Annotated in this window: 16 protein-coding genes; 9 read left to right on the top strand and 7 right to left on the bottom strand. The window is 68.4% G+C overall.

Going from position 1 to position 18439, the window contains the following annotated elements; all coding sequences use genetic code 11:
* The first annotated feature begins 48 nt into the window (after positions 1–48).
* Genes QZX62_RS04495 through QZX62_RS04485 form a run of 3 tightly spaced genes read left to right on the top strand, consistent with a single transcriptional unit; the run spans position 49 to position 4069 of the window.
* Positions 49–1857 (top strand): ABC transporter ATP-binding protein/permease, encoded by a 1809-nt coding sequence (locus QZX62_RS04495; RefSeq protein ID WP_294172470.1) that lies wholly within the window; start codon positions 49–51, stop codon positions 1855–1857.
* A 36-nt stretch (positions 1858–1893) separates the two neighbouring features.
* A complete protein-coding gene (gene recQ, locus QZX62_RS04490; RefSeq protein WP_294172468.1) occupies positions 1894–3678 on the top strand; it encodes a DNA helicase RecQ in 1785 nt (594 codons plus the stop codon).
* Positions 3662–4069, top strand: coding sequence for a TIGR01244 family sulfur transferase (locus QZX62_RS04485; RefSeq protein WP_294172466.1), 408 nt, complete (start codon positions 3662–3664; stop codon positions 4067–4069). The genes recQ and QZX62_RS04485 overlap by 17 nt, the downstream gene beginning before the upstream one ends.
* Here QZX62_RS04485 and QZX62_RS04480 read toward each other — a convergent pair.
* The 3 genes from QZX62_RS04480 to QZX62_RS04470 are packed head-to-tail and all read right to left on the bottom strand — an operon-like array spanning position 4038 to position 5883.
* Positions 4038–4259 carry a DUF2007 domain-containing protein gene (locus QZX62_RS04480; RefSeq protein WP_294172465.1) on the bottom strand — a complete coding sequence of 74 codons (222 nt, stop codon included), beginning with the start codon at positions 4257–4259 and terminating at the stop codon, positions 4038–4040. The genes QZX62_RS04485 and QZX62_RS04480 overlap by 32 nt on opposite strands.
* Positions 4256–5680, bottom strand: coding sequence for a metalloprotease TldD (gene tldD, locus QZX62_RS04475; RefSeq protein WP_294172464.1), 1425 nt, complete (start codon positions 5678–5680; stop codon positions 4256–4258). Before tldD ends, QZX62_RS04480 begins: the two co-directional genes overlap by 4 nt.
* The gene (locus tag QZX62_RS04470; protein WP_294172462.1) at positions 5677–5883 is read right to left on the bottom strand and encodes a zinc-finger domain-containing protein; all 207 of its coding nucleotides are present in this window, start codon (positions 5881–5883) and stop codon (positions 5677–5679) included. The genes tldD and QZX62_RS04470 overlap by 4 nt, the downstream gene beginning before the upstream one ends.
* Positions 5884–5940: 57 nt before the next feature.
* On the opposite strand from QZX62_RS04470, the gene QZX62_RS04465 reads away from it, so the two are divergent.
* Genes QZX62_RS04465 through QZX62_RS04445 form a run of 5 tightly spaced genes read left to right on the top strand, consistent with a single transcriptional unit; the run spans position 5941 to position 13082 of the window.
* On the top strand, positions 5941–6870 hold the full coding sequence (locus QZX62_RS04465; RefSeq protein WP_294172460.1) for an ABC transporter ATP-binding protein: 930 nt from the start codon (positions 5941–5943) through the stop codon (positions 6868–6870).
* Complete coding sequence (gene nadB, locus QZX62_RS04460) at positions 6867–8459, top strand: L-aspartate oxidase (RefSeq protein ID WP_294172458.1); 1593 nt, start codon at positions 6867–6869, stop codon at positions 8457–8459. Before QZX62_RS04465 ends, nadB begins: the two co-directional genes overlap by 4 nt.
* 24 nt (positions 8460–8483) lie before the next feature.
* Entirely contained in the window at positions 8484–8684 is a 201-nt protein-coding gene (locus tag QZX62_RS04455; RefSeq protein ID WP_294172456.1) for a KTSC domain-containing protein, read from the top strand.
* A gap of 52 nt (positions 8685–8736) precedes the next feature.
* On the top strand, positions 8737–11520 hold the full coding sequence (polA, locus tag QZX62_RS04450; RefSeq protein ID WP_294172454.1) for a DNA polymerase I: 2784 nt from the start codon (positions 8737–8739) through the stop codon (positions 11518–11520).
* Between the two features lie 17 nt (positions 11521–11537).
* Positions 11538–13082 (top strand): oligosaccharide flippase family protein, encoded by a 1545-nt coding sequence (locus tag QZX62_RS04445; protein ID WP_294172497.1) that lies wholly within the window; start codon positions 11538–11540, stop codon positions 13080–13082.
* Here the strand turns inward: QZX62_RS04445 and purH are convergent.
* Genes purH through QZX62_RS04425 form a run of 4 tightly spaced genes read right to left on the bottom strand, consistent with a single transcriptional unit; the run spans position 13079 to position 18249 of the window.
* Positions 13079–14674 carry a bifunctional phosphoribosylaminoimidazolecarboxamide formyltransferase/IMP cyclohydrolase gene (gene purH, locus QZX62_RS04440; RefSeq protein ID WP_294172495.1) on the bottom strand — a complete coding sequence of 532 codons (1596 nt, stop codon included), beginning with the start codon at positions 14672–14674 and terminating at the stop codon, positions 13079–13081. The genes QZX62_RS04445 and purH overlap by 4 nt on opposite strands.
* Before the next feature lie 18 nt (positions 14675–14692).
* On the bottom strand, positions 14693–16333 hold the full coding sequence (locus QZX62_RS04435; RefSeq protein ID WP_294172452.1) for a heparinase II/III family protein: 1641 nt from the start codon (positions 16331–16333) through the stop codon (positions 14693–14695).
* Positions 16330–16986: a ribulose-phosphate 3-epimerase gene (gene rpe, locus QZX62_RS04430; protein ID WP_294172451.1), complete on the bottom strand. Its 657-nt coding sequence runs from the start codon at positions 16984–16986 to the stop codon at positions 16330–16332. The genes QZX62_RS04435 and rpe overlap by 4 nt, the downstream gene beginning before the upstream one ends.
* 15 nt (positions 16987–17001) lie before the next feature.
* Entirely contained in the window at positions 17002–18249 is a 1248-nt protein-coding gene (locus QZX62_RS04425; RefSeq protein WP_294172450.1) for an RsmB/NOP family class I SAM-dependent RNA methyltransferase, read from the bottom strand.
* 20 nt (positions 18250–18269) lie between these two features.
* Here QZX62_RS04425 and QZX62_RS04420 point away from each other — a divergent pair, with 20 nt between their 5' ends.
* Positions 18270–18437 (top strand): DUF1674 domain-containing protein, encoded by a 168-nt coding sequence (locus QZX62_RS04420; protein WP_294172448.1) that lies wholly within the window; start codon positions 18270–18272, stop codon positions 18435–18437.
* Positions 18438–18439 lie beyond the last annotated feature (2 nt).

The raw sequence follows: 18439 nt of genomic DNA, 5'->3' as shown, positions 1-18439 counted from the left end.
TTTCATCGCTGAGTTGCCGGTTCGGGTCGCCCATCCTACCTCAAGCCGATGGCAGCAGCAGCGGAGCAGAAGGAGGAAAGCGGCAAGTCCTTTCAGACTCTCCTGCGCTTCCTGCCGATGCTGTGGCCGCGGGGCGAGACCGAGCTCAAGGCGCGGGTGGTCGGCGCGGTCGTCCTGGTGCTGCTCGCGCGGGCGGCGACTCTCGCCATGCCGTTCGCCTACAAGGCGGTGATCGACGGAATGAGCGGCAGCGCCCAGGCGATGGGCGCCGTGCTGGCGCTGGTCGCGGCCTACGCCACCGCGCGTTTCGGCGGCGTGCTGGCCGACAACCTACGCAACGCTCTATTCGAAAAGGTTGGGCAGGGCGCGGCACGGCGCTTGTCCGCCCGGGTGTTCCGCCACATCCACAACCTGTCGCTGCGCTTCCACCTCGAACGGCGGACCGGCAGCCTCACCAAGATCGTTGAGCGCGGGACCAAGAGCATCGACATGATGCTCTATTTCCTCCTGTTCAACATCGCGCCGACCACTCTCGAACTCATCGCCATCTGCGTGATCTTCAAGATTAAGTTCGGCACCGGCCTGGTCGTCGCAACGCTGGTGATGGTCGCCGTGTACATCGGCTTCACCCGCTGGGTGACCGACTGGCGCGCCAAGCTGCAGCGCGAGATGAACGATGTCGACAACAAGGCCATCGGCCGCGCGGTCGACAGCCTCCTCAATTACGAGACCGTCAAATATTTCGGCGCGGAGGAGCGTGAGGCCAAGCGTTACGACGATGCGATCGGCGCCTACACCAGGGCCGCGGTCCGCAATGAAACCTCGCTTGCCTGGCTCAACATCGGCCAGAGCCTGATCACCAACCTGATGATGGCCGGCGCGATGGGCTTTACCGTCTGGGGGTGGGCACAAGGCCGGTTCACGCCGGGTGACGTGGTGCTGGTCAACAGCCTGCTGATGCAGCTGTTCCGGCCACTGGACATGCTGGGCTGGGTGTATCGCTCGATCCGCCAGGGGCTGGTCGACATGGAAGCCATGTTCGGGCTGCTCGACACCCCCGCGGAGGTGGTCGATCGCCCCGGTGCGCAGCCGCTTCGCGTGACCGACGGGCATGTGCGGCTGGAGGACGTGCACTTCGGCTATGATCCCGAGCGCGTGATCCTCAAGGGCGTCAGCCTGGACGTGCCCCCGGGCACCACCTGCGCCGTGGTCGGCCCATCGGGCGCGGGCAAGTCGACGCTCGCGCGGCTGCTCTACCGCTTCTACGACCCGCAAGGCGGCCGCATCCTGATCGACGGGCAGGAGGTCGCGGCGGTGACCCAGGACAGCCTGCGCGCGCAAATCGGCATCGTTCCGCAGGACACGGTGCTGTTCAACGACACTGTCGGCTATAACATCGCCTACGGCCGCGATGGGGCGACCGAGCTCGACGTCCAGGCGGCGGCGCGGGGAGCTGCGATCGACGGCTTCATCGAGGCGCTGCCCGACGGCTACGAAGCGATGGTCGGCGAGCGCGGGCTCAAGCTGTCGGGCGGCGAGAAGCAGCGGGTGGCGATTGCCCGCACCCTGCTCAAGAACCCGCCGATCCTGATCCTGGACGAGGCCACCAGCGCGCTCGACAGCCGGACGGAGGAGGCGATCCAGGCGACGCTCAACGAGGTTGCCCGCAACCGCACCACCATCACCATCGCGCACCGGCTATCGACGGTCGTGGGCGCGGACCAGATCGTGGTGCTGGAGGACGGCCGGGTGGCGGAGCGCGGCACGCATGCCGAGCTGCTGCGGCGGGGTGGCCTCTACGCGGAACTGTGGAACCGCCAGGCGGCGGAACGGGAGCTGGCGGAAGCGGCGGAGTAGTTGCGCGTGGCAGGCTCAACCCGCATGAGGCGAGCGATGACCGACCCGCATCAGCTGCTGCATTCCGTCTGGGGCTTCCAATCCTTTCGCGGCGTCCAGGAAGAGGTGGTCGGGCGCGTGCTTGGGGGGCAGCACACGTTGGCGGTGATGCCCACAGGCGCGGGCAAGTCGCTCTGCTACCAGCTGCCGGCGCTGGCCCGGAGCGGCACTGCGCTGGTGGTATCGCCGCTCATTGCGCTGATGCACGACCAGATCCGCTCCGCTGATGCACTCGGCATTCGGGCTGCCGCCATGACGTCGGCGGACGACCGGCAAGCGGTGGCGCAGCGGGCGCTCGCCGGCGAGCTAGACCTGCTCTACGTCGCGCCCGAGCGGGCCACCACCGACAGCTTCCGCCAACTGGTCGACCGCGTGAACCTCGCGCTGATCGCCATCGACGAAGCGCATTGCGTCAGCGACTGGGGCCATGATTTCCGCCCCGACTATCGCCAGCTGCGGTCGCTGCTGGATGAACATGCGGAGGTTCCCCGGCTCGCCCTGACCGCCACCGCGGACCGGCGCACGCGCGAAGACATCCTCCAGCAGCTCGGCATCCCTAAGGACGGGCTGATCGTGTCCGGCTTCGACCGGCCGAACATCCGCTACCACGTCCGTCCCCGCGACACCCTCGGCAAGCAGCTCAAGACCCTGCTCGACGCGCAGCCCGGACCGGGGATCGTCTACGCGCCAAGCCGCGACGGAACCGAACGGCTGGCCGAGCAGATGGCGGCAACCGGCCGCAGCGCCTTGGCCTATCACGCCGGCCTGGAACCGCAAATCCGCGCGCGCAACCAGAGCGCGTTTGTGGCCTCCGAAGAGATGGTGATGGCCGCCACCGTCGCCTTCGGCATGGGTATCGACAAGCCGGACGTGCGCTTCGTCGCCCATGCCGGCATCCCCAAGAGCATCGAGGCCTATTACCAGGAAACCGGCCGCGCCGGCCGCGACGGGGAGCCGGCCGAGGCCTGGCTGTTCTGGGGCCAGGAAGACTTTGCCCGCGCCCGCCGCCGGATCGAGTCGGAGGTGGAGCCCGAACGGCAGGCAGGCGAGCGGGAACGGCTCAACGCACTGGCTGCCTTTGTCGAGACCGCGACCTGCCGCCGGGCCATCCTGCTGCGCCACTTCGGCGAGGAGCCCTCGGCAAGTTGCGGCAATTGCGACAACTGCCTGGAGCCGGCGGCGACGATCGATGCGACGGAAGTGGCGCGCAAGCTGTTGTCGGCGGCGTTCCGGACCGAGATGCGGTTCGGCGTCGCCCATCTCGCCGCGGTGCTTGCCGGCAACGACAACGAGAAAGTGCGCTCGTTCGGGCACGACCGGCTGTCGGTGTTCGGGATCTGCTCGGCGGAGGAGGCCGCCCTGCTCCGCCCGGTTGCTCGGGCCCTGATCGCGCGCGATGCCTTGCGGGCCGATGCCTACGGCGGCTTGAGCTTCGGCCCGGGTGCGCGCCCGATCCTGAACGGCGGCGAGCCGGTGGTGATCGCAGTTCCGCCGCCGCGCCGCAGGACTCGCAAGGAGCGCGTCGCTGGAGAGGAGACGGCAGACCCGTTGTTCGCGGCGCTGCGTGCGGCCCGCCGCGAGATCGCGGCCGAGACCGGCGTGCCGCCCTATGTCGTGTTCCACGACAGCACCCTGCGTGAGATCGCTGCCGCCCGCCCGCGCTCGCTACACGAACTCAGCCGCATACAAGGCGTGGGCGAGGCCAAGCTCAAGCGCTATGGGGAGCAGATGCTGGAGGCAATCCGCCGGCACGAGGAGACCGATCATGCTTCGGCAGCTTGACGCCAAGACGCTGGTGGCGGGTCAGATCGCAGCCGCCGATTTGCCCGAGCTGAAACGGCAAGGGGTGACGCTGCTGGTCAACAACCGGCCGGACGGCGAGGAGCCGGGCCAGCCGCTCAGTGCCGAACTCGAACGGGCCGCGGCCGAGGCTGGCCTCGAGTACCGCCACATCCCGATCGTCCGCGGCATCGGACCAGCCGATGTCGAAGCGATGGGCGAGGCTTTGGCTTCGGTCGGAGACGGCAAGCTGCTCGCCTTTTGCCGCTCGGGCTACCGCTCGACTCTATGCTGGGCCGTCGCCTGCCGCGAAGGAGGCGTGCCGCGCGAACAAGTGGAGCGCTGCGCCGAAGGTGCCGGCTTCAGCCTGACGCCGATCGGCCATCTTCTCTGAGGATCGTCAGCGCCTCGGCGTGATCTTGGTCCAGAACCATTAAGCGTACGGGCACGAGCCCGCCGCCGCCGAAGAAGCTGTTCACCTCCGTGTCGAGCATGACGGCGTCGATGCCGTTGGCTTCCAACGCGAGTCTGGCGAGATCGGCCTCGACGCGACTGCCGAAGCGCGCCAGCTCGACAAGGCTCAAGCAGCCGTTCCGCCGACCGTCAGCCCATCGATCAGCAGCGTCGGTTGCCCCACGCCGGCCGGCACCGATTGACCGCCTTTGCCGCAGATGCCGACGCCCTCATCGAGCGCCAGGTCGTTGCCGATACCCTTGACCCGGGTCAGCACCGTCGGCCCATCGCCGATCAGCGTCGCGCCCTTGATCGGCGCACCGAGCTTCCCGCCCTCGATCTTGTAGGCTTCCGTGCAGGAGAAGACGAACTTGCCACTGGTGATGTCCACCTGCCCGCCGCCGAAGCTCTTGGCGTAGATGCCGTTCTTGACGCGGCTCAGCAGTTCGGCCGGGTCGTCCTGCCCGCCCAGCATGAACGTGTTGGTCATGCGCGGCATGGGCGCATGGGCGAAGCTTTCGCGGCGGCCGCTGCCGGTCGGCTCGACGCCCATCAGCCGGGCGTTCAGCCGGTCCTGGAGGTAGCCCGTCAGAATGCCATCCTCGATCAGCGTGGTGCGGCCGGTCGGCGTGCCCTCGTCGTCAATGGTGAGCGAGCCGCGGCGCTCGGCCATGGCGCCATCGTCCACCACCGTTACACCGGGCGCGGCGATGCGCTCGCCGATCCGGCCGGAGAAGGTGCTGGTGCCCTTGCGATTAAAATCGCCTTCCAGCGTGTGGCCGACGGCTTCGTGCAGCAGCACGCCCGGCCAGCCGGGTCCGCAGACCACCGTCATCTCGCCCGCTGGTGCGTCCACCGCCTCCAGGTTCACCAGCGCTTGCGCCAGCGAGATGTCGATCGCGCGGTTCCAGGCCGCGGGATCGAACAACCGGTCGTACAGGTAGCGGCCGCCAATGCCATGAAAGCCGCTTTCCCGCCGCTCGCCCGACTTGGCGACGATGCTGACGTTGAGCCGGACCAGCGGGCGCACGTCGGTCGCCACGAAGCCATCGGCGCGGACGATCTCCACCACGCTCCAGCTGCCCTGCAGGCCGACGCTGACCTGCGCCACCCGCGAGTCGCGGGCGCGGGCGGCAGCGTCGATCTGCTGGCATAGCGCCACCTTTTCCGCGAACGGCAGCAGGCTGAGCGGATCCGCCGCGCCGTACATCGCCTGATTGGTCCGCGATGGCGGCGCGGCGCGTGGGCCCGTGGCGGGATCGAGCAGCTGCAGCGTTTGCGCCGCCCGCTCGATCGCGGCCGGGCTGATCTCGTTGGCATGGGCGAAAGCGGTGGTCTCGCCCACGACGCCACGCAGCCCGAATCCGGTGGCGGTGTTGTAGTCGGCCGTCTTCAACCGCCCATCGTCGAACCCAAATGCTTCGGACGAGCGATACTGCAGGTAGAGCTCGCCGTCGTCGCAGCCGCTCAGGTGCCGCGCCGCAAGCCGCTTCGCTTCGTCAGGGTCGAGCGCTTCGCGGTAGAGAAAACGGCGGGGATCGTGCAGCGTCATGACGGCACCTGCCCCGGCGTGTCCGCCGGCCCGCCCTCCAGCACGAAACGGCGGTCGCAATAGCCGCATTCGACGAAGCCCTTTTCGTCGATCCGGAGGTAAACTCGCGGATGGCCAAGCGAAGGGTCGATCTGGCCGCCCCCGTCGCATGACACGGAGTTGGTGCGGACGCGGAAGACTTCGGGCGGAGGAATGGATGCCATGGTTTGCGAGGTAGCCCCTTGCTTGTCTCCCTTCAATAAGCCGCTATTCGCTTCGGGATGGACGAGGCGGCGATCCGGATCGAGGGGCTGGGCAAGACCTACGCCGGGGGCAAGCGGGCGCTCGAGGACGTGACTTTCGACGTCCCGCGCGGTCAGATCTTCGGCCTGCTCGGTCCAAACGGCGCGGGCAAGTCGACCCTGATCAATATCCTCGCTGGCCTGGTCACCAAGAGCGAGGGCCGGGCCGTCATCTGGGGCTTCGACGTCGACCAGCACCCACGCAACGCCCGCCTGTCGATCGGGGTGGTGCCGCAGGAAATCATCTTCGACCCCTTTTTCACCCCGCGCGAAACGCTGGAGATCACCGCCGGGCTGTACGGCGTGCCCAAGGCGGAGCGGCGCAGCGACGCCCTGCTCGCCGCCATGCACCTTACGGACAAGGCCAACGCTTATTCGCGCACCCTGTCCGGCGGCATGAAGCGGCGGCTGCTGGTCGCCAAGGCAATGGTGCATTCACCACCGATCCTGGTGCTGGACGAGCCCACCGCGGGGGTGGACATCGAGCTTCGCCAGCAGCTGTGGTCCTACGTTCGCGACCTCAATCGTCGGGGGGTCACGGTGGTGCTGACCACCCACTACCTCGAAGAAGCCGAACAGCTGTGCGACCGCATCGCCATCATCGACCGCGGCACCGTCATCGCCAACGAGCCGACCCGGCAGCTGGTCGGCCGGGCGCAGGAGAAAAAGGTCGTCGTGACGGTGGACCGCGTGGTCCCCGTTGCGCCGGAGAACGCCTGCTTCGACAAGATCGAGGTCAGCGGCGAGCGGCAGCTCACCATCACCTACCGCAAGGACCGGGTGAACGCGGGCGAGGTGCTGGCGGCACTCGGCCGGGCGGGGCTCGGTATCGTCGACGTCACGACGCGTGATCCCGACCTTGAGGACGTGTTCCTGCAGCTCACCCGGCGGACCGAAGCGACCGCATGAGCCGCAGGTTCGACGTGCTGGTGGTCGGCTCGGGCGCCGCTGGGCTCACCGCCGCGCTGAACCTTGCCGGTCAGCGTCAGGTAGCGGTGATCGCCAAGGGCGCACTTGGCGAGGGCGCGACCGGCTGGGCGCAGGGCGGGATCGCGGCGGTGCTGGAGGAAGGCGACAGCTTCGAAAGCCATGTCGAAGACACGATGACCGCCGGCGCCGGACTCAACGACCGGGCGGTGGTCGAGCATGTGGTCGGCGCCGCGCCCGCCGCGATCGCCCGCTTGAAGGAGCTCGGCGTACCCTTCGCCGAAGAGGGCGGAGCACTGCACCTGACACGCGAGGGTGGGCACAGCCACCGGCGGATCGTCCATGTCGCCGACGCTACCGGCTGGGCGGTGCAGCAGGCCCTGGAGGGGGCCGCAGCAGCCCACCCGAACATCGAGCTGGTGCCGGACATGGTCGCGATCGACCTCGTGACCGGGCGCCACGCCGAACGCTTCTCCACCGGCGGCGCGGTGCATGGGCTGTACGCCTACAACCGCCGGTCCAGGCGCGTGGAGACGCTGACGGCCCGCGCGACCGTGCTGGCAACGGGCGGGGCAGGCCGCACCTACCTTTACTCCACTGCCCCACGAGGCGCGACCGGGGACGGCATTGCCATGGCTTGGCGGGCCGGCTGCCGCGTCTCTAACATGGAGATGATGCAGTTCCACCCGACCTGCCTCCACAACCTCCAGGTCAAGAACTTCCTGATTACCGAAGCGGTGCGCGGCGAGGGCGGGCAGCTCAAGCTGCCGGGTGGCGTGCGAGACGGGGGCGAACGGTTCATGGCCCGCTTCGACGAGCGGGGAGAACTGGCCTCGCGGGACATCGTCGCCCGGGCGATCGACCATGAAATCAAGCGGCTCGGCCTCGACTATGTCCACCTCGACATCAGCCACCGCGATCCCGACTTCGTCCGGACGCATTTCCCGAACATCTACGACAAGCTGCTCGGGCTCGGCATCGACATCACCCGCGAGCCGATTCCGGTGGTACCGGCGCAGCATTATACCTGCGGCGGCGTGTGCGTGGACCTTCAGGGGCGCACCGACGCGCCCGGCCTTTACGCCGCGGGCGAGGTCACGGAGAGCGGCCTCCATGGCGCCAACCGCCTCGCCTCCAACTCGCTGCTGGAATGTCTGGTTTTCGGCGAAGCGGCCGCAAAGGACATCCTGGCACGGTCGGACGAACTGCCGGCCGTCCCGGCGGTCCGGGAATGGGACGAGAGCCGAGTGACCAACTCCGACGAAGAGGTGGTGATTGCCCAGACCTGGGGCGAGATTCGCCGCTTTATGTGGAACTACGTCGGGATCGTCCGCACGACCAAGCGGCTGGAGCGGGCCAAGCGCCGCGTTGACACGCTGCGGCAGGAGGTCGCCGAATATTATCAGCACTTCCGGGTGACGCCGGACCTCATCGAATTGCGTAACTTGGTGGAGGTCGCCGACCTGATCATCCGCTCGGCCTTGGCCCGGCAGGAGAGTCGCGGGCTGCACTACACGCTGGACTACCCCGGGCAGCTCGCCGAAGCTCGCGACACGGTGCTGGTGCCCTAGCCGCCCACTGTTCGTTGCTCCGCCATGCTGGTGGACTCCGAAGCCATCCGGGAGGTCGAGTACGCCCCGGGTTCACGCATCCTCCGCATCCGCTTCGCCGACGGCCGCTGGTGGCGCTACTTTGATGTGCCGGCGCAAGTTCATGAGGCCTTGATCGCCGCTGAGTCTCACGGCCGCTACTTCCACGAGCATATTCGCGGCCGCTTCGACTACGAACGCGGCTGACCTGCCGAAGCCCGCTAGCGCGCCGCGCCCTCTCTGCTAAACCCGCCGGCGCATGTCCGAGCAGAACCACCTCTATCTTGTCGATGGGTCGAGCTACATCTTCCGCGCCTACCATCGGCTGCCGCCCTTAACTAATCGGCATGGTGCACCGGCTGGCGCGGTCTACGGCTATACAGCCATGCTGTGGAAGCTGGCGGACGGGCTCAACCGGGCGGACGGGCCGACCCACATGGCGGTCATCCTCGACAAGTCGGAGTCCACGCACCGCAACGAGATGTACGGCGAGTACAAGGCCAACCGGCCGGCGCCACCCGACGACCTGGTCTCGCAATTTCCGCTAATCCGCGTGGCGACCCGCGCCTTTTCGATTCCGTGCATCGAAGAACAGGGGCTGGAAGCGGATGACATCATCGCCTGCTACGTCACTGCCGCCAAGCAGGCCGGGTGGAAGGTCACCATCGTCAGCTCGGACAAGGACTTGATGCAGCTGGTCGACGGGGACGTCGACATGCTCGACACCATGAACGACCGACGGATCGGGCCGGAGCAGGTAGTCGAGAAGTTCGGCGTGGGTCCGGAAAAGGTCGGCGACGTGCTGGCGCTGATGGGCGACAGCGTCGATAACGTGCCGGGCGTCCCGGGCATCGGCCCGAAGACCGCGACCCAGCTGATCCAGCAGTTCGGCGACCTTCAGACCGTGCTCGCTTCGGCCGACCAGATCGCCAAGCCCAAGCTCCGCCAGTCGCTGATTGACCATGCCGACAGCGCTCGGCTCAGCCGCGAGCTCGTCCGGCTGGTGTGCGACAGCAAGCTGCCCGAGCCCCTCGACGCGCTGACGCTAACCGGCATCCCCAAGGACCCGCTGCGCGCCTTTCTGGAGGACCAGGGCTTCAAGACGCTGATGAACCGCATGGTCGGCGCGGGCTCGTCCAAGCCGACCGGTCCGGCCGACGGCGTGACGCCAGCACCACCGCGAGTGCATGGACCGGGTGAAGCGGAGCCGACCGAGCTCGACCGCTCGGCTTACCAATTGCTCACCGAAGCCGACGCCGTGCGCAGCTGGTTGGACGAAGCACGCGCACAAGGCTGGCTAGCACTCGACTTGCAGTGGGATGGCACTGCCGGACTCGCGGCCGGGCTGGCGGGCGTTGCGCTGGCGCTCGCTCCTGGCCGTTCGGCCTACCTGCCGTTCGGCCACCGCGGCGGCGACCTGCTCGGCGGCGGACCGCAACAGCTCGGGCGCGACGAAGCGCTGGCTCTGCTCGAGCCGCTGCTGGAAGACGACAGCGTCCTCAAGATCGGCTTCAACCTGAAGGACCAGCTGCGCCTCTTGTGCGACCGCGGCGTCGCTGTGGCGCCGCACGAGGACGTGCAGCTGGTGAGTTTCGCGCTTGACGCAGGGCGCTTCGGCCAGAACCTCGAGGACCTCGCCAAGGCGCACTTCGACCATCAGCCGATGAGCCTCAAGGCGGTGTGCGGGACGGGCCAGAAGACGATCCGCTTCGCCGACGCGCCCGTCGCGGCTGCCGCCGAGTATGCAGCCGAGCGGGCCGACCTGGTGCTGCGGCTATGGCAGCGGCTGCAGCACCGGCTTGCGGCGGAAGGCGGCAACCGCGTCTACCGGCTGGTGGACATGCCCCTGATCGGCGTCGTAGGGCGGATGGAGCGGCACGGCATCAAGGTCGACCGCAGCTATCTGGCCGAACTCAGCGAGACCTTTGCGGCCGAGATCGCCGCGCGCCAGGAGCAAGTGTTCGCGGCCGCAGGCGGACCGTTCACCATCGGCTCGCCGCAGCAGCTCGGCTCCGTGCTGTTCGAGCGTCTGGGCCTGAAAGGCGGGCGCAAGGGCAAGAGCGGCGCCTATTCGACCGATCAAGCCGAACTCGAACGGCTCGAAGGCGAGGGCGTGGAGGTCGCGCGGCTGGTGCTCGACTGGCGGCAGCTGACCAAGCTCAAGATCACCTACACGGACGCCCTCCAGGCCCAGATCGACCCCTCCAGCGGCCGCGTCCACACACGCTACAGCCTTGCCGCCGCACAGACCGGGCGATTGTCGTCCACCGACCCGAACCTCCAGAATATCCCTATCCGCACCGAAATCGGCGCCCGCATCCGCAACGCCTTCATCGCCGAGGAAGGCCATAGCTTGCTCAGCGCCGACTACGGTCAAATCGAGCTTCGCCTGGCGGCGCACATGGCCGACGTGCCGCAGCTCAAGGAAGCGTTCGCCGCGGGGGAGGACGTCCACAACATCACCGCGCTCGAGCTATTCGGGGACACCGGCAAGGACAGCCGCAACAAGGCCAAGACGATCAACTTCGCCATCCTCTACGGCATCTCCGCATTCGGGCTCGCCTCGCGCCTCGGCATCAGCCGGGAAGAAGGCCAGGCGATGATCACCCGCTATTTCGAGCGTTTCCCCGGCATCAAGAACTATATTTCGACGGCGCTCCAGCAGGTGCGCGAGTGCGGGTTCAGTGAAACGCTGTTCGGCCGCAAGACGCACTTCCCCAACATCCGGTCGCGCGTGATGAACCTCCGCCAAGCCGCCGAGCGCGCGGCGGTCAACGCGCCCATCCAGGGCACCAGCGCGGACATCATCAAACGCGCGATGGCGCAGGTCGAACCCGCGCTCGCTGCCGCGGGCTTCTCCGCTGTGCGACCCTTGCTGCAGGTGCACGACGAACTCGTCTTCGAAGTGCCGCACGGGCAGGAAGAGCGCGCCGCAGCCGTTATCCGGCAGGTCATGGCCGAAGCGGCCGAGCCGATCGTGAAGCTGAGCGTGCCGCTCGCCGTTGAAGTGGGCTGGGGCGAGCACTGGGGCGTTGCCCATTGAGCGAGCGGGAAGCTGGCGTGGCCGGGCGTGGAACGGATGGCGGGTCGGCCGATCTCGCGGTGCTGGCGCGGGGCGGCCGCCTCAACTTCTTCGGCTTCCTGCTGAGGCTGCTGGCTCGGCTGCCGTTCCTGTTCATTGCCGGGCGCATGTACGGTGCGGAGGCGCTCGGCCGCTTCGCCTACGCCGTGCTGATCGTCGAGTTCGCGGCGCAGATCGCGACTCTGGGGCTGAAGCGCGGGCTTGCCCAGCAGCTCGCCGCGTCGGACAAGCCGCACGTCAGCGTGACCTGGGACGCCTTGCTGGTAGCGGCAATTGGAGCCGCGGTCGGCATGGCCCTGCTGTTCCTGTTCCCGCAAGCCATGTTCCCCAACAGCGAAATCCATGGTCTCGAACGGCTGCTGCCGATCGCCGTGCTGGCGCTCGCCTGGTCCGACGTCATGCTGGCGGCGTTGGCCTACCGGCATGACGTCGGCTCTACCGTTAGGGCGCGGGCGGTCGTCGAGCCATGGACGATCAGCATCGCGGCCTTTGTACTCGCCTTCCTGTCCAAGCGCGACGGGCTGATCATCGCCTACGCGCTGTCCATGGTCGGCGCGCTGATCGCCTCCGCCATTCCGTTCCTCAAGGCCTATGGGGTGCCGGCAGGCTGGCGGCCTGACCCCGCCACCTTGTGGCACATGGCGCGCCGCAATCTTCCTGTGGCGGCGGCTGACGCAGTGGAATGGGGCAGCCGCCGGCTCGACATCGCAATCCTGGGCCTGTTCGCGTCTCCGGCGATCGTCGGCGTCTACTACGTTGCGCAGAACGTCGCCTCGCTGCCGTCCAAGCTCAAGACGAGCTTCGACCCGATCCTCGGCCCAGTCATCAGCCGCAACGTCGAAGCCGGTAATCGGAGCGCGGTCGCCAGCCAGGTCCGCCAAGTCGGCTTCTGGGTGATCGCCGCGCAGGCCGGAGTGGCCCTGGCGCTCGGCATCCCGGGGGAGGCCGTCATGGGTCTGGTCGGGCCCGAGTTCGTGGCCGGGGCCGCCGCCTTGGCCTTTCTGCTGGCCGCGGAGGTGGTCGCCGCTACCGCCACCACCAGCGAAGCCGCGCTGATCTACCTCGCGCGCCACCGCAACATGGTGCTCTCGCTCCTGATGATCGCCTTTCAGGCTGCCCTTACCGTCGTTCTTATCCTGCTCATGCGCCGGCTAGGCTGGCCCGAGGCGTGGCAGGCGACCGCCCCCGCGATTGGGCTGATGCTTGCGCTCGCCTTCGCCGCCATCACCAAGGCGCGGCTGCTGTCCGGCCTGCTCGGGCAAGCGGTCAGCGGCTGGCGCTGGCCGCTGCTGTGGGCGGCGGCGGCAGCGATCGTGGTCGGCCAAATCGCGGTGCTGCTGCCCGAATGGCTCGAACTTGCGCTCGGCATCCCGGCGATCATGGCCGCGTTCGGCGCGGTGATCTGGATCAAAGGCTTCGGCCCCGAAGACCGCGAACTGTTCCGGATGCGCAAGGCGGACATCCAGGCCGCGGAAGCACTGGAACCCGCTCCGGGTGCCAGCCCCGGAGCGCCGCTGACCTAGTGGCGGAAGTGGCGCATGCCGGTAAAGATCATCGCCAGGCCCGCCTCGTCCGCGGCCGCGACCACTTCCTCGTCCCGGATCGAACCGCCGGGCTGGATCACCGCCGTGGCACCAGCCTCGGCAGCCGCCAGCAGCCCATCGGCGAACGGGAAAAAGGCATCGCTCGCCACGGCCGAGCCGACCGTGCGCGGCTCCGGCCAGCCATAGGTCTCCGCCGCTTCCCGCGCCTTGACGGCGGCGATCCGCGCGCTGTCCCGGCGGTTCATCTGCCCAGCGCCGATCCCGGCTGTGGCGCCGTCCCTGGCGTAGACGATCGCGTTCGACTTCACATGCTTGGCAACCGTCCAGGCGAAGCGGCAGTCGGCCACCTCCTGCTCCGTCGGCTGCCGGCGGGTCACTACCCTTAATTCCTTCTCGACCACTACCCCGCTGTCGCGGCTCTGCACGAGCACTCCGCCGGCGATGGTCTTAAGCGTGAGCCCCGGGCGGCGCGAATCGGGCAAGTCGCCGGTCAGCAGCAGCCGGAGGTTCTTCTTTGCGGCGAAGGCGGCCAGCGCTTCCTCGTCGGCCTCGGGTGCGATCACCACTTCCGTGAAGATTTCGGTGATCGCGCGGGCGGTAACTCCGTCCAGCCGTCCGTTCACCGCAACGATGCCGCCGAAAGCCGACACTGAATCGCACTGGAGAGCAGCAGTGTAGGCGCGGAGGAAATCGCCACCCTGCGCCACCCCGCACGGGTTGGCATGCTTGACGATCACGCAGGCCGGCGCCGAGCCGCGGAACTCACTGACCAGCTCCAGCGCCGCGTCGGCATCGTTCAGATTGTTGTAGCTGAGCTCCTTGCCTTGCACCTGCCGGGCACCCGCCACGCCAGCGACGCTCCGCTGCTGCGGCAGGTAGAGGGCGGCGGACTGATGCGGGTTCTCGCCGTAACGCAGCTCCGTCGCTTTGCGCAGGGCCAGCGGGAGCGCCGCGGGGAACAGCTGCTGCTGATCGGCGAACGCGAACCAGCTGGCGATCGCCGCATCGTAAGCCGCGGTGAGCGCGTAGGCCTTGGCCGCGAGGCTCCGGCGCAGGCCCAGCGACGTCATGCCACCTTTGGCGTCCAGCTCTTCCAGCAGCCCTGGATAATCCTGCGGGTCGGTGAGGATCGCGACATGCGCATGGTTCTTGGCGGCCGAGCGGACCATGGAGGGCCCACCGATGTCGATGTTCTCGATGATCTCGTCGCGCGCCGCGCCCCGGGCCACCGTCTGCTCGAACGGATAGAGGTTGACGACCACCAGGTCGATCAGAGCGATCCCATGGGCTTCCGCAGCTGCCTGGTGCTCCGGATTGTCGCGCACTGCGAGCAGTCCGCCATGGACCTTGGGGTGGAGCGTCTTCACCCGGCCGTCCATCATCTCGGGACAGCCGGTCAGGTCGGCTACGTCCGTGACCTCATGCCCCAGCTCCCGCAGCCGGGCCGCGGTGCCGCCGGTCGAGACCAGCTCCACCTGGTGGCGTTTCAGCCCCGCCGCCAGCTGTTCCAGTCCATCCTTGTCCGACAAGGAAAGCAGGGCCCGGCGGATGGGCGCGAGATCGATCACGATGACAACTCCCGTTGCGGCTCAGCTTGACCGGCGGAATTGCCAGCCGACTTCAGTTCCTTCGGGCGGTACCTCGCCGGTCACGGAAAGCTGAAGCGTCGAGCGGAGCCGGGCTCCGCCGTCCACCCACAGGCTTTCCTCGACCTCGAGCTGCCCGCCGCGGCAGCGGAAGCTCCACGGCGGGGCAGCGGGGGAGCGCAGGATCGCGCCCTGGCCGTCGGCCGTGCGGGTGGCTTCGACGTTCGGCCCGAGATGGAAGCGGACGGAAAAGGGAGCAGTTCCGCGGATTCGCTTGCGCCCGCGTGGCACTAGCCGGTCGAGCCCGCGCAGCTCCTTGCCGTCGTTCCCCAACGCCAGACCGCGGTTGTGAAGGAGGCCGAACCGACGGAGATAGCCGTCATGCTCCGCTTCCAGCCGGCTGAAGTCGTCGCCATCGCTGCGAGCGACCGTGACATCCGTCACACCTTTGCCGAGCGAGCCATCGGCAAGGACTGCCGTGGAATTGGTGTCACCCAGGGTCAGCGTGCTGTGCGCGGCGGTGGTGCGCAAGGCACCGCCCAGTTCTGCCGGAAAGTCCGCAGGGGACATGCCGGGTCCCCCGCAATTGACGAGCAGGCGCTGGGGTCCGTCGCTCATCTCCAACGCCAGGGTGGACGCGCAGCCTAGCGGCGCCATCTTGGACGGGGGAGGAGCCGCGGCGTCGATCACGGCAGTCGTGCCAAGTGCCGACAAGCGGTGGTAGCCCCAACTTCCGGCCTGCCGCAGGGCCCGGGCGCGCAGGCCGCAGCCGTCAACCAGGACTGTGACCCGCGCAGGGTTGCCAGAGTTGCCCCATTGCCAACTGCCAAGCCCGCCATCACCCATGACCACGCCGCCAAGCGCGCTCAACGCCGCCGTCGCGGCATTCTCGAGCACGTCGGGCACTTGCTGCTTGGCCGCCAGATAGGCGGTCCGCAGGAGCGCCAGGCGGTCGACCAAAAGCAGCTGCTCGGACGGCGAACGGCTGAGCAGGCCGCCGTCTGCGGATTGAGCCGACGCCAAGGCCCGAGCAAGCCCCGACTCCGCACGAGCGATGCCCGTCGAGCCACCCTCCAGCAACAGGCTGGCGGCGTTTAGCCCCGCCCAGGCGGTGATGCGTGGCAGGCCCGGTAGAGCCTGGTCGGCGGTAGACAGGAGGTGACGGGCGCCGCGGGCCGCGGTGTTCAGGAGGGCTGCGCGATAGGCGGAGTCATGGGTCGACAGCAGGTAGGGCGCATAAGCGATCCAAAACAGCAGCCGCTCGCCCCACAGGTCGGCACGCCACGCCGCATCCGGCTTGGTCCCGTGCGCCAGGAGCCAGCGGGCTGCGACGGCTTCCGCGACCTTGGCGCCGCGGTCCCGCGAGGAGGACGCGGCGGCGAGGTCGCGCAGCCAGGAGAAGCCATGCAGCTCCCCGGCCAGCGGCCCGGACGTGCCCACCACCGCGAAGTCGAGATCGGCCAGCGGAAGCAAGCTTCGGCCCCGAGCGAAGGTGCCAGCCAGCAGCTGCTCGCCCCGGGCGCGGTCGCCTTGAACATGGTCGCGCGGCACTGCCAGGAGCCGCAGCGGTGCCCGTTTCTGGCGGAACAAGCGTGGCAGGAGTGGCCGGCGGCCGAACCTGCCCGCGATTGCCGGCTCGTTCACTGCGCTCCCCGCAACGCGGCAATGTTCTCGGCATAGCGTTGTGGACCCCCGCGGAAAGCTGCCGTGCCGGCGACCAGCACCGCGGCGCCCGCGTCCACGCACTGCCGGGCGGTCGCGGGATCAACCCCGCCATCCACCTCCAGCTCGACGGTCAAGCCCTCCTTCGCAATCCGCTTGGCGATCGCCTCGATCTTGCGGAGCTGACTTCCGATGAAGCTTTGCCCGCCAAAACCCGGGTTGACGCTCATCACCAGCACGAGGTCGATCTCTTCCAACACATAGTCGAGCATCTTGGCCGGCGTCGCCGGGTTCAAGGACACGCCGACCTTTTTGCCCAGCGCCTTGATCCGCTGGATCGTGCGATGGAGGTGCGGCCCGGCTTCGGGATGAACGGTGATGATGTCGGCGCCCGCCTCCGCAAAGGCGTCGAGCAGCGGGTCAACCGGGGAGATCATCAGGTGAACGTCGAAGGGCTTCGCCGAATGCTGGCGGAGCGCCTTTACGACGCCAGGGCCGATGGTCAGGTTCGGCACGAAGTGGCCGTCCATCACGTCGACGTGGATCCAGTCGGCGCCCGCCGCGTCGATGGCTCGCACCTCCTCGCCCAGCTTGGCGAAATCGGCGGAAAGGATGGAGGGTGCGATCAGGGGCATGGGCCCGATTACACACTAAGCGTCCGGGCGGACAAGGCGAGCGATGAAGAAGCCGTCGAGACTGCCATGTTCTTCCAGCATGCCGGGCAGGATTCGCACCCAGCCTTGCGGCGCGGGCTTGATCCCGGCGGGCAGTTCCGCGTCTTCGATCGGGTCAAGCCGGAGTTCGCTCCTTGCTTCGATCACCGCTTCCCCTTCTTCCCGCTCGAGCGAGCAGACGGCGTAGATCAGCGTGCCGCCGGGCCGGAGCAGCGTCGCGGCATGGGCCAGCAGGCGATGCTGTAAGGCCGCAGCTTCAGCGATGATCTGCGGCCGCGCGCGGTGGAGAACCTCCGGGTGGCGGCGAAAGGTGCCGGTGGCGGAGCATGGCGCGTCGAGCAGCACGGCATCGAACGGCCCACCGGTCCACTCGAGCGCGTCCGCAATTATGGTCGTTGCAGCGACCCCAGTTCGCGCGAGATTGTCGGCAAGTCGCCCCAGACGACTTTCCGAGCGGTCGAGCGCCGTTACGTGGTGGCCAGCCGCAGCAAGCTGCATGGTCTTGCCGCCGGGCGCCGCACAGAGGTCGAGCACCTCGCGGGCTCCGGTCGGGATCAGGCGAGCGGGCAGCGACGCGGCGAGGTCCTGAACCCACCAGTTGCCCGCTCCGAAGCCGGGCAGTTCGGTAACGCTCTTGCCGCCCCGCAGGCGCAAGTGAGCGGGCGCGAGCTGCTCACTCCCCTGCTCCGCCGCGAACTGCGCGGCCTCCTGCGGGTCGGCGAAGCTGAGATCGAGCGGCGGACGGCGCACGATCGCCCGGCGCCCGGCCGCCACAACTCCCTCGCCCCACTGCTCGGTCCAACGCGCCTCCACGTCTGGCGGCAAGCGCGCTTCCTGGCCCAGGTCGAAGTTGCCGCGCAGCAGGGTGCCAAGCACGCCATGCACCAGCCGCCGCGGACCACCCTCGACCAGCGGCAGCGCGGTCGCGACCAGCGCATGGTCAGGCACGTTCAGCGCGACCTTCTGCCCCAGCGCGAGCCGCAGGACGTTGCGCGCCTTGGCGTCATCGGGCAGCCGCTGCCTGGTCGCCCCATCGATCGCGGCATCGAGGTCGGGCAGGCGCCGCAATGTTTCGCCGGCGATCGCCAGGGCCAAGGGACGGTCGGGCGTGGCGACCTTCTGGGCGGCGGCGTCCAGCGTCTGTCCGCGCCGCAGCACCGCATCCAGCAGCTGCAGCGCCGCGCGCCGGGACCCCAGCCCCTCCGGCCTTGGCGTCACGCCCATGAGCGCCCATCTCCATCGGCATGAAACGCCCCGAACATCTGGATCCGCCGCCCTATCTCAGCAAGTCGCCGCCGGTGCCCGAGCCGGAGCTGGCCGACGATCGCAAGCAGCCCGCGGGGGAGGAAGGCAAACCCGATCCGACGCGTTATGGCGATTGGGAGAAAAAGGGCATCGCCTGGGATTTCTGACG

It is taken from the genome of uncultured Sphingomonas sp., assembly GCF_902806265.1.
GTDB lineage: Bacteria > Pseudomonadota > Alphaproteobacteria > Sphingomonadales > Sphingomonadaceae > Sphingomicrobium.
The sequence above is the reverse complement of the archived record's forward strand: the minus strand, read 5'-3'. Positions and strand labels throughout refer to the sequence as shown.

Coding starts and splice junctions, on each gene's coding strand:
- rpe (WP_294172451.1), bottom strand. CDS start 16,986: ATGCCCCTGATCGCACCCTCCATCCTTTCCGCCGATTTCGCCAAGCTG.
- tldD (WP_294172464.1), bottom strand. CDS start 5,680: ATGACGCTGCACGATCCCCGCCGTTTTCTCTACCGCGAAGCGCTCGAC.
- QZX62_RS04485 (WP_294172466.1), top strand. CDS start 3,662: ATGCTTCGGCAGCTTGACGCCAAGACGCTGGTGGCGGGTCAGATCGCA.
- QZX62_RS04455 (WP_294172456.1), top strand. CDS start 8,484: ATGCTGGTGGACTCCGAAGCCATCCGGGAGGTCGAGTACGCCCCGGGT.
- QZX62_RS04465 (WP_294172460.1), top strand. CDS start 5,941: ATGGACGAGGCGGCGATCCGGATCGAGGGGCTGGGCAAGACCTACGCC.
- recQ (WP_294172468.1), top strand. CDS start 1,894: ATGACCGACCCGCATCAGCTGCTGCATTCCGTCTGGGGCTTCCAATCC.
- QZX62_RS04495 (WP_294172470.1), top strand. CDS start 49: ATGGCAGCAGCAGCGGAGCAGAAGGAGGAAAGCGGCAAGTCCTTTCAG.
- polA (WP_294172454.1), top strand. CDS start 8,737: ATGTCCGAGCAGAACCACCTCTATCTTGTCGATGGGTCGAGCTACATC.
- QZX62_RS04420 (WP_294172448.1), top strand. CDS start 18,270: ATGAAACGCCCCGAACATCTGGATCCGCCGCCCTATCTCAGCAAGTCG.
- QZX62_RS04425 (WP_294172450.1), bottom strand. CDS start 18,249: ATGGGCGTGACGCCAAGGCCGGAGGGGCTGGGGTCCCGGCGCGCGGCG.
- nadB (WP_294172458.1), top strand. CDS start 6,867: ATGAGCCGCAGGTTCGACGTGCTGGTGGTCGGCTCGGGCGCCGCTGGG.
- QZX62_RS04470 (WP_294172462.1), bottom strand. CDS start 5,883: ATGGCATCCATTCCTCCGCCCGAAGTCTTCCGCGTCCGCACCAACTCC.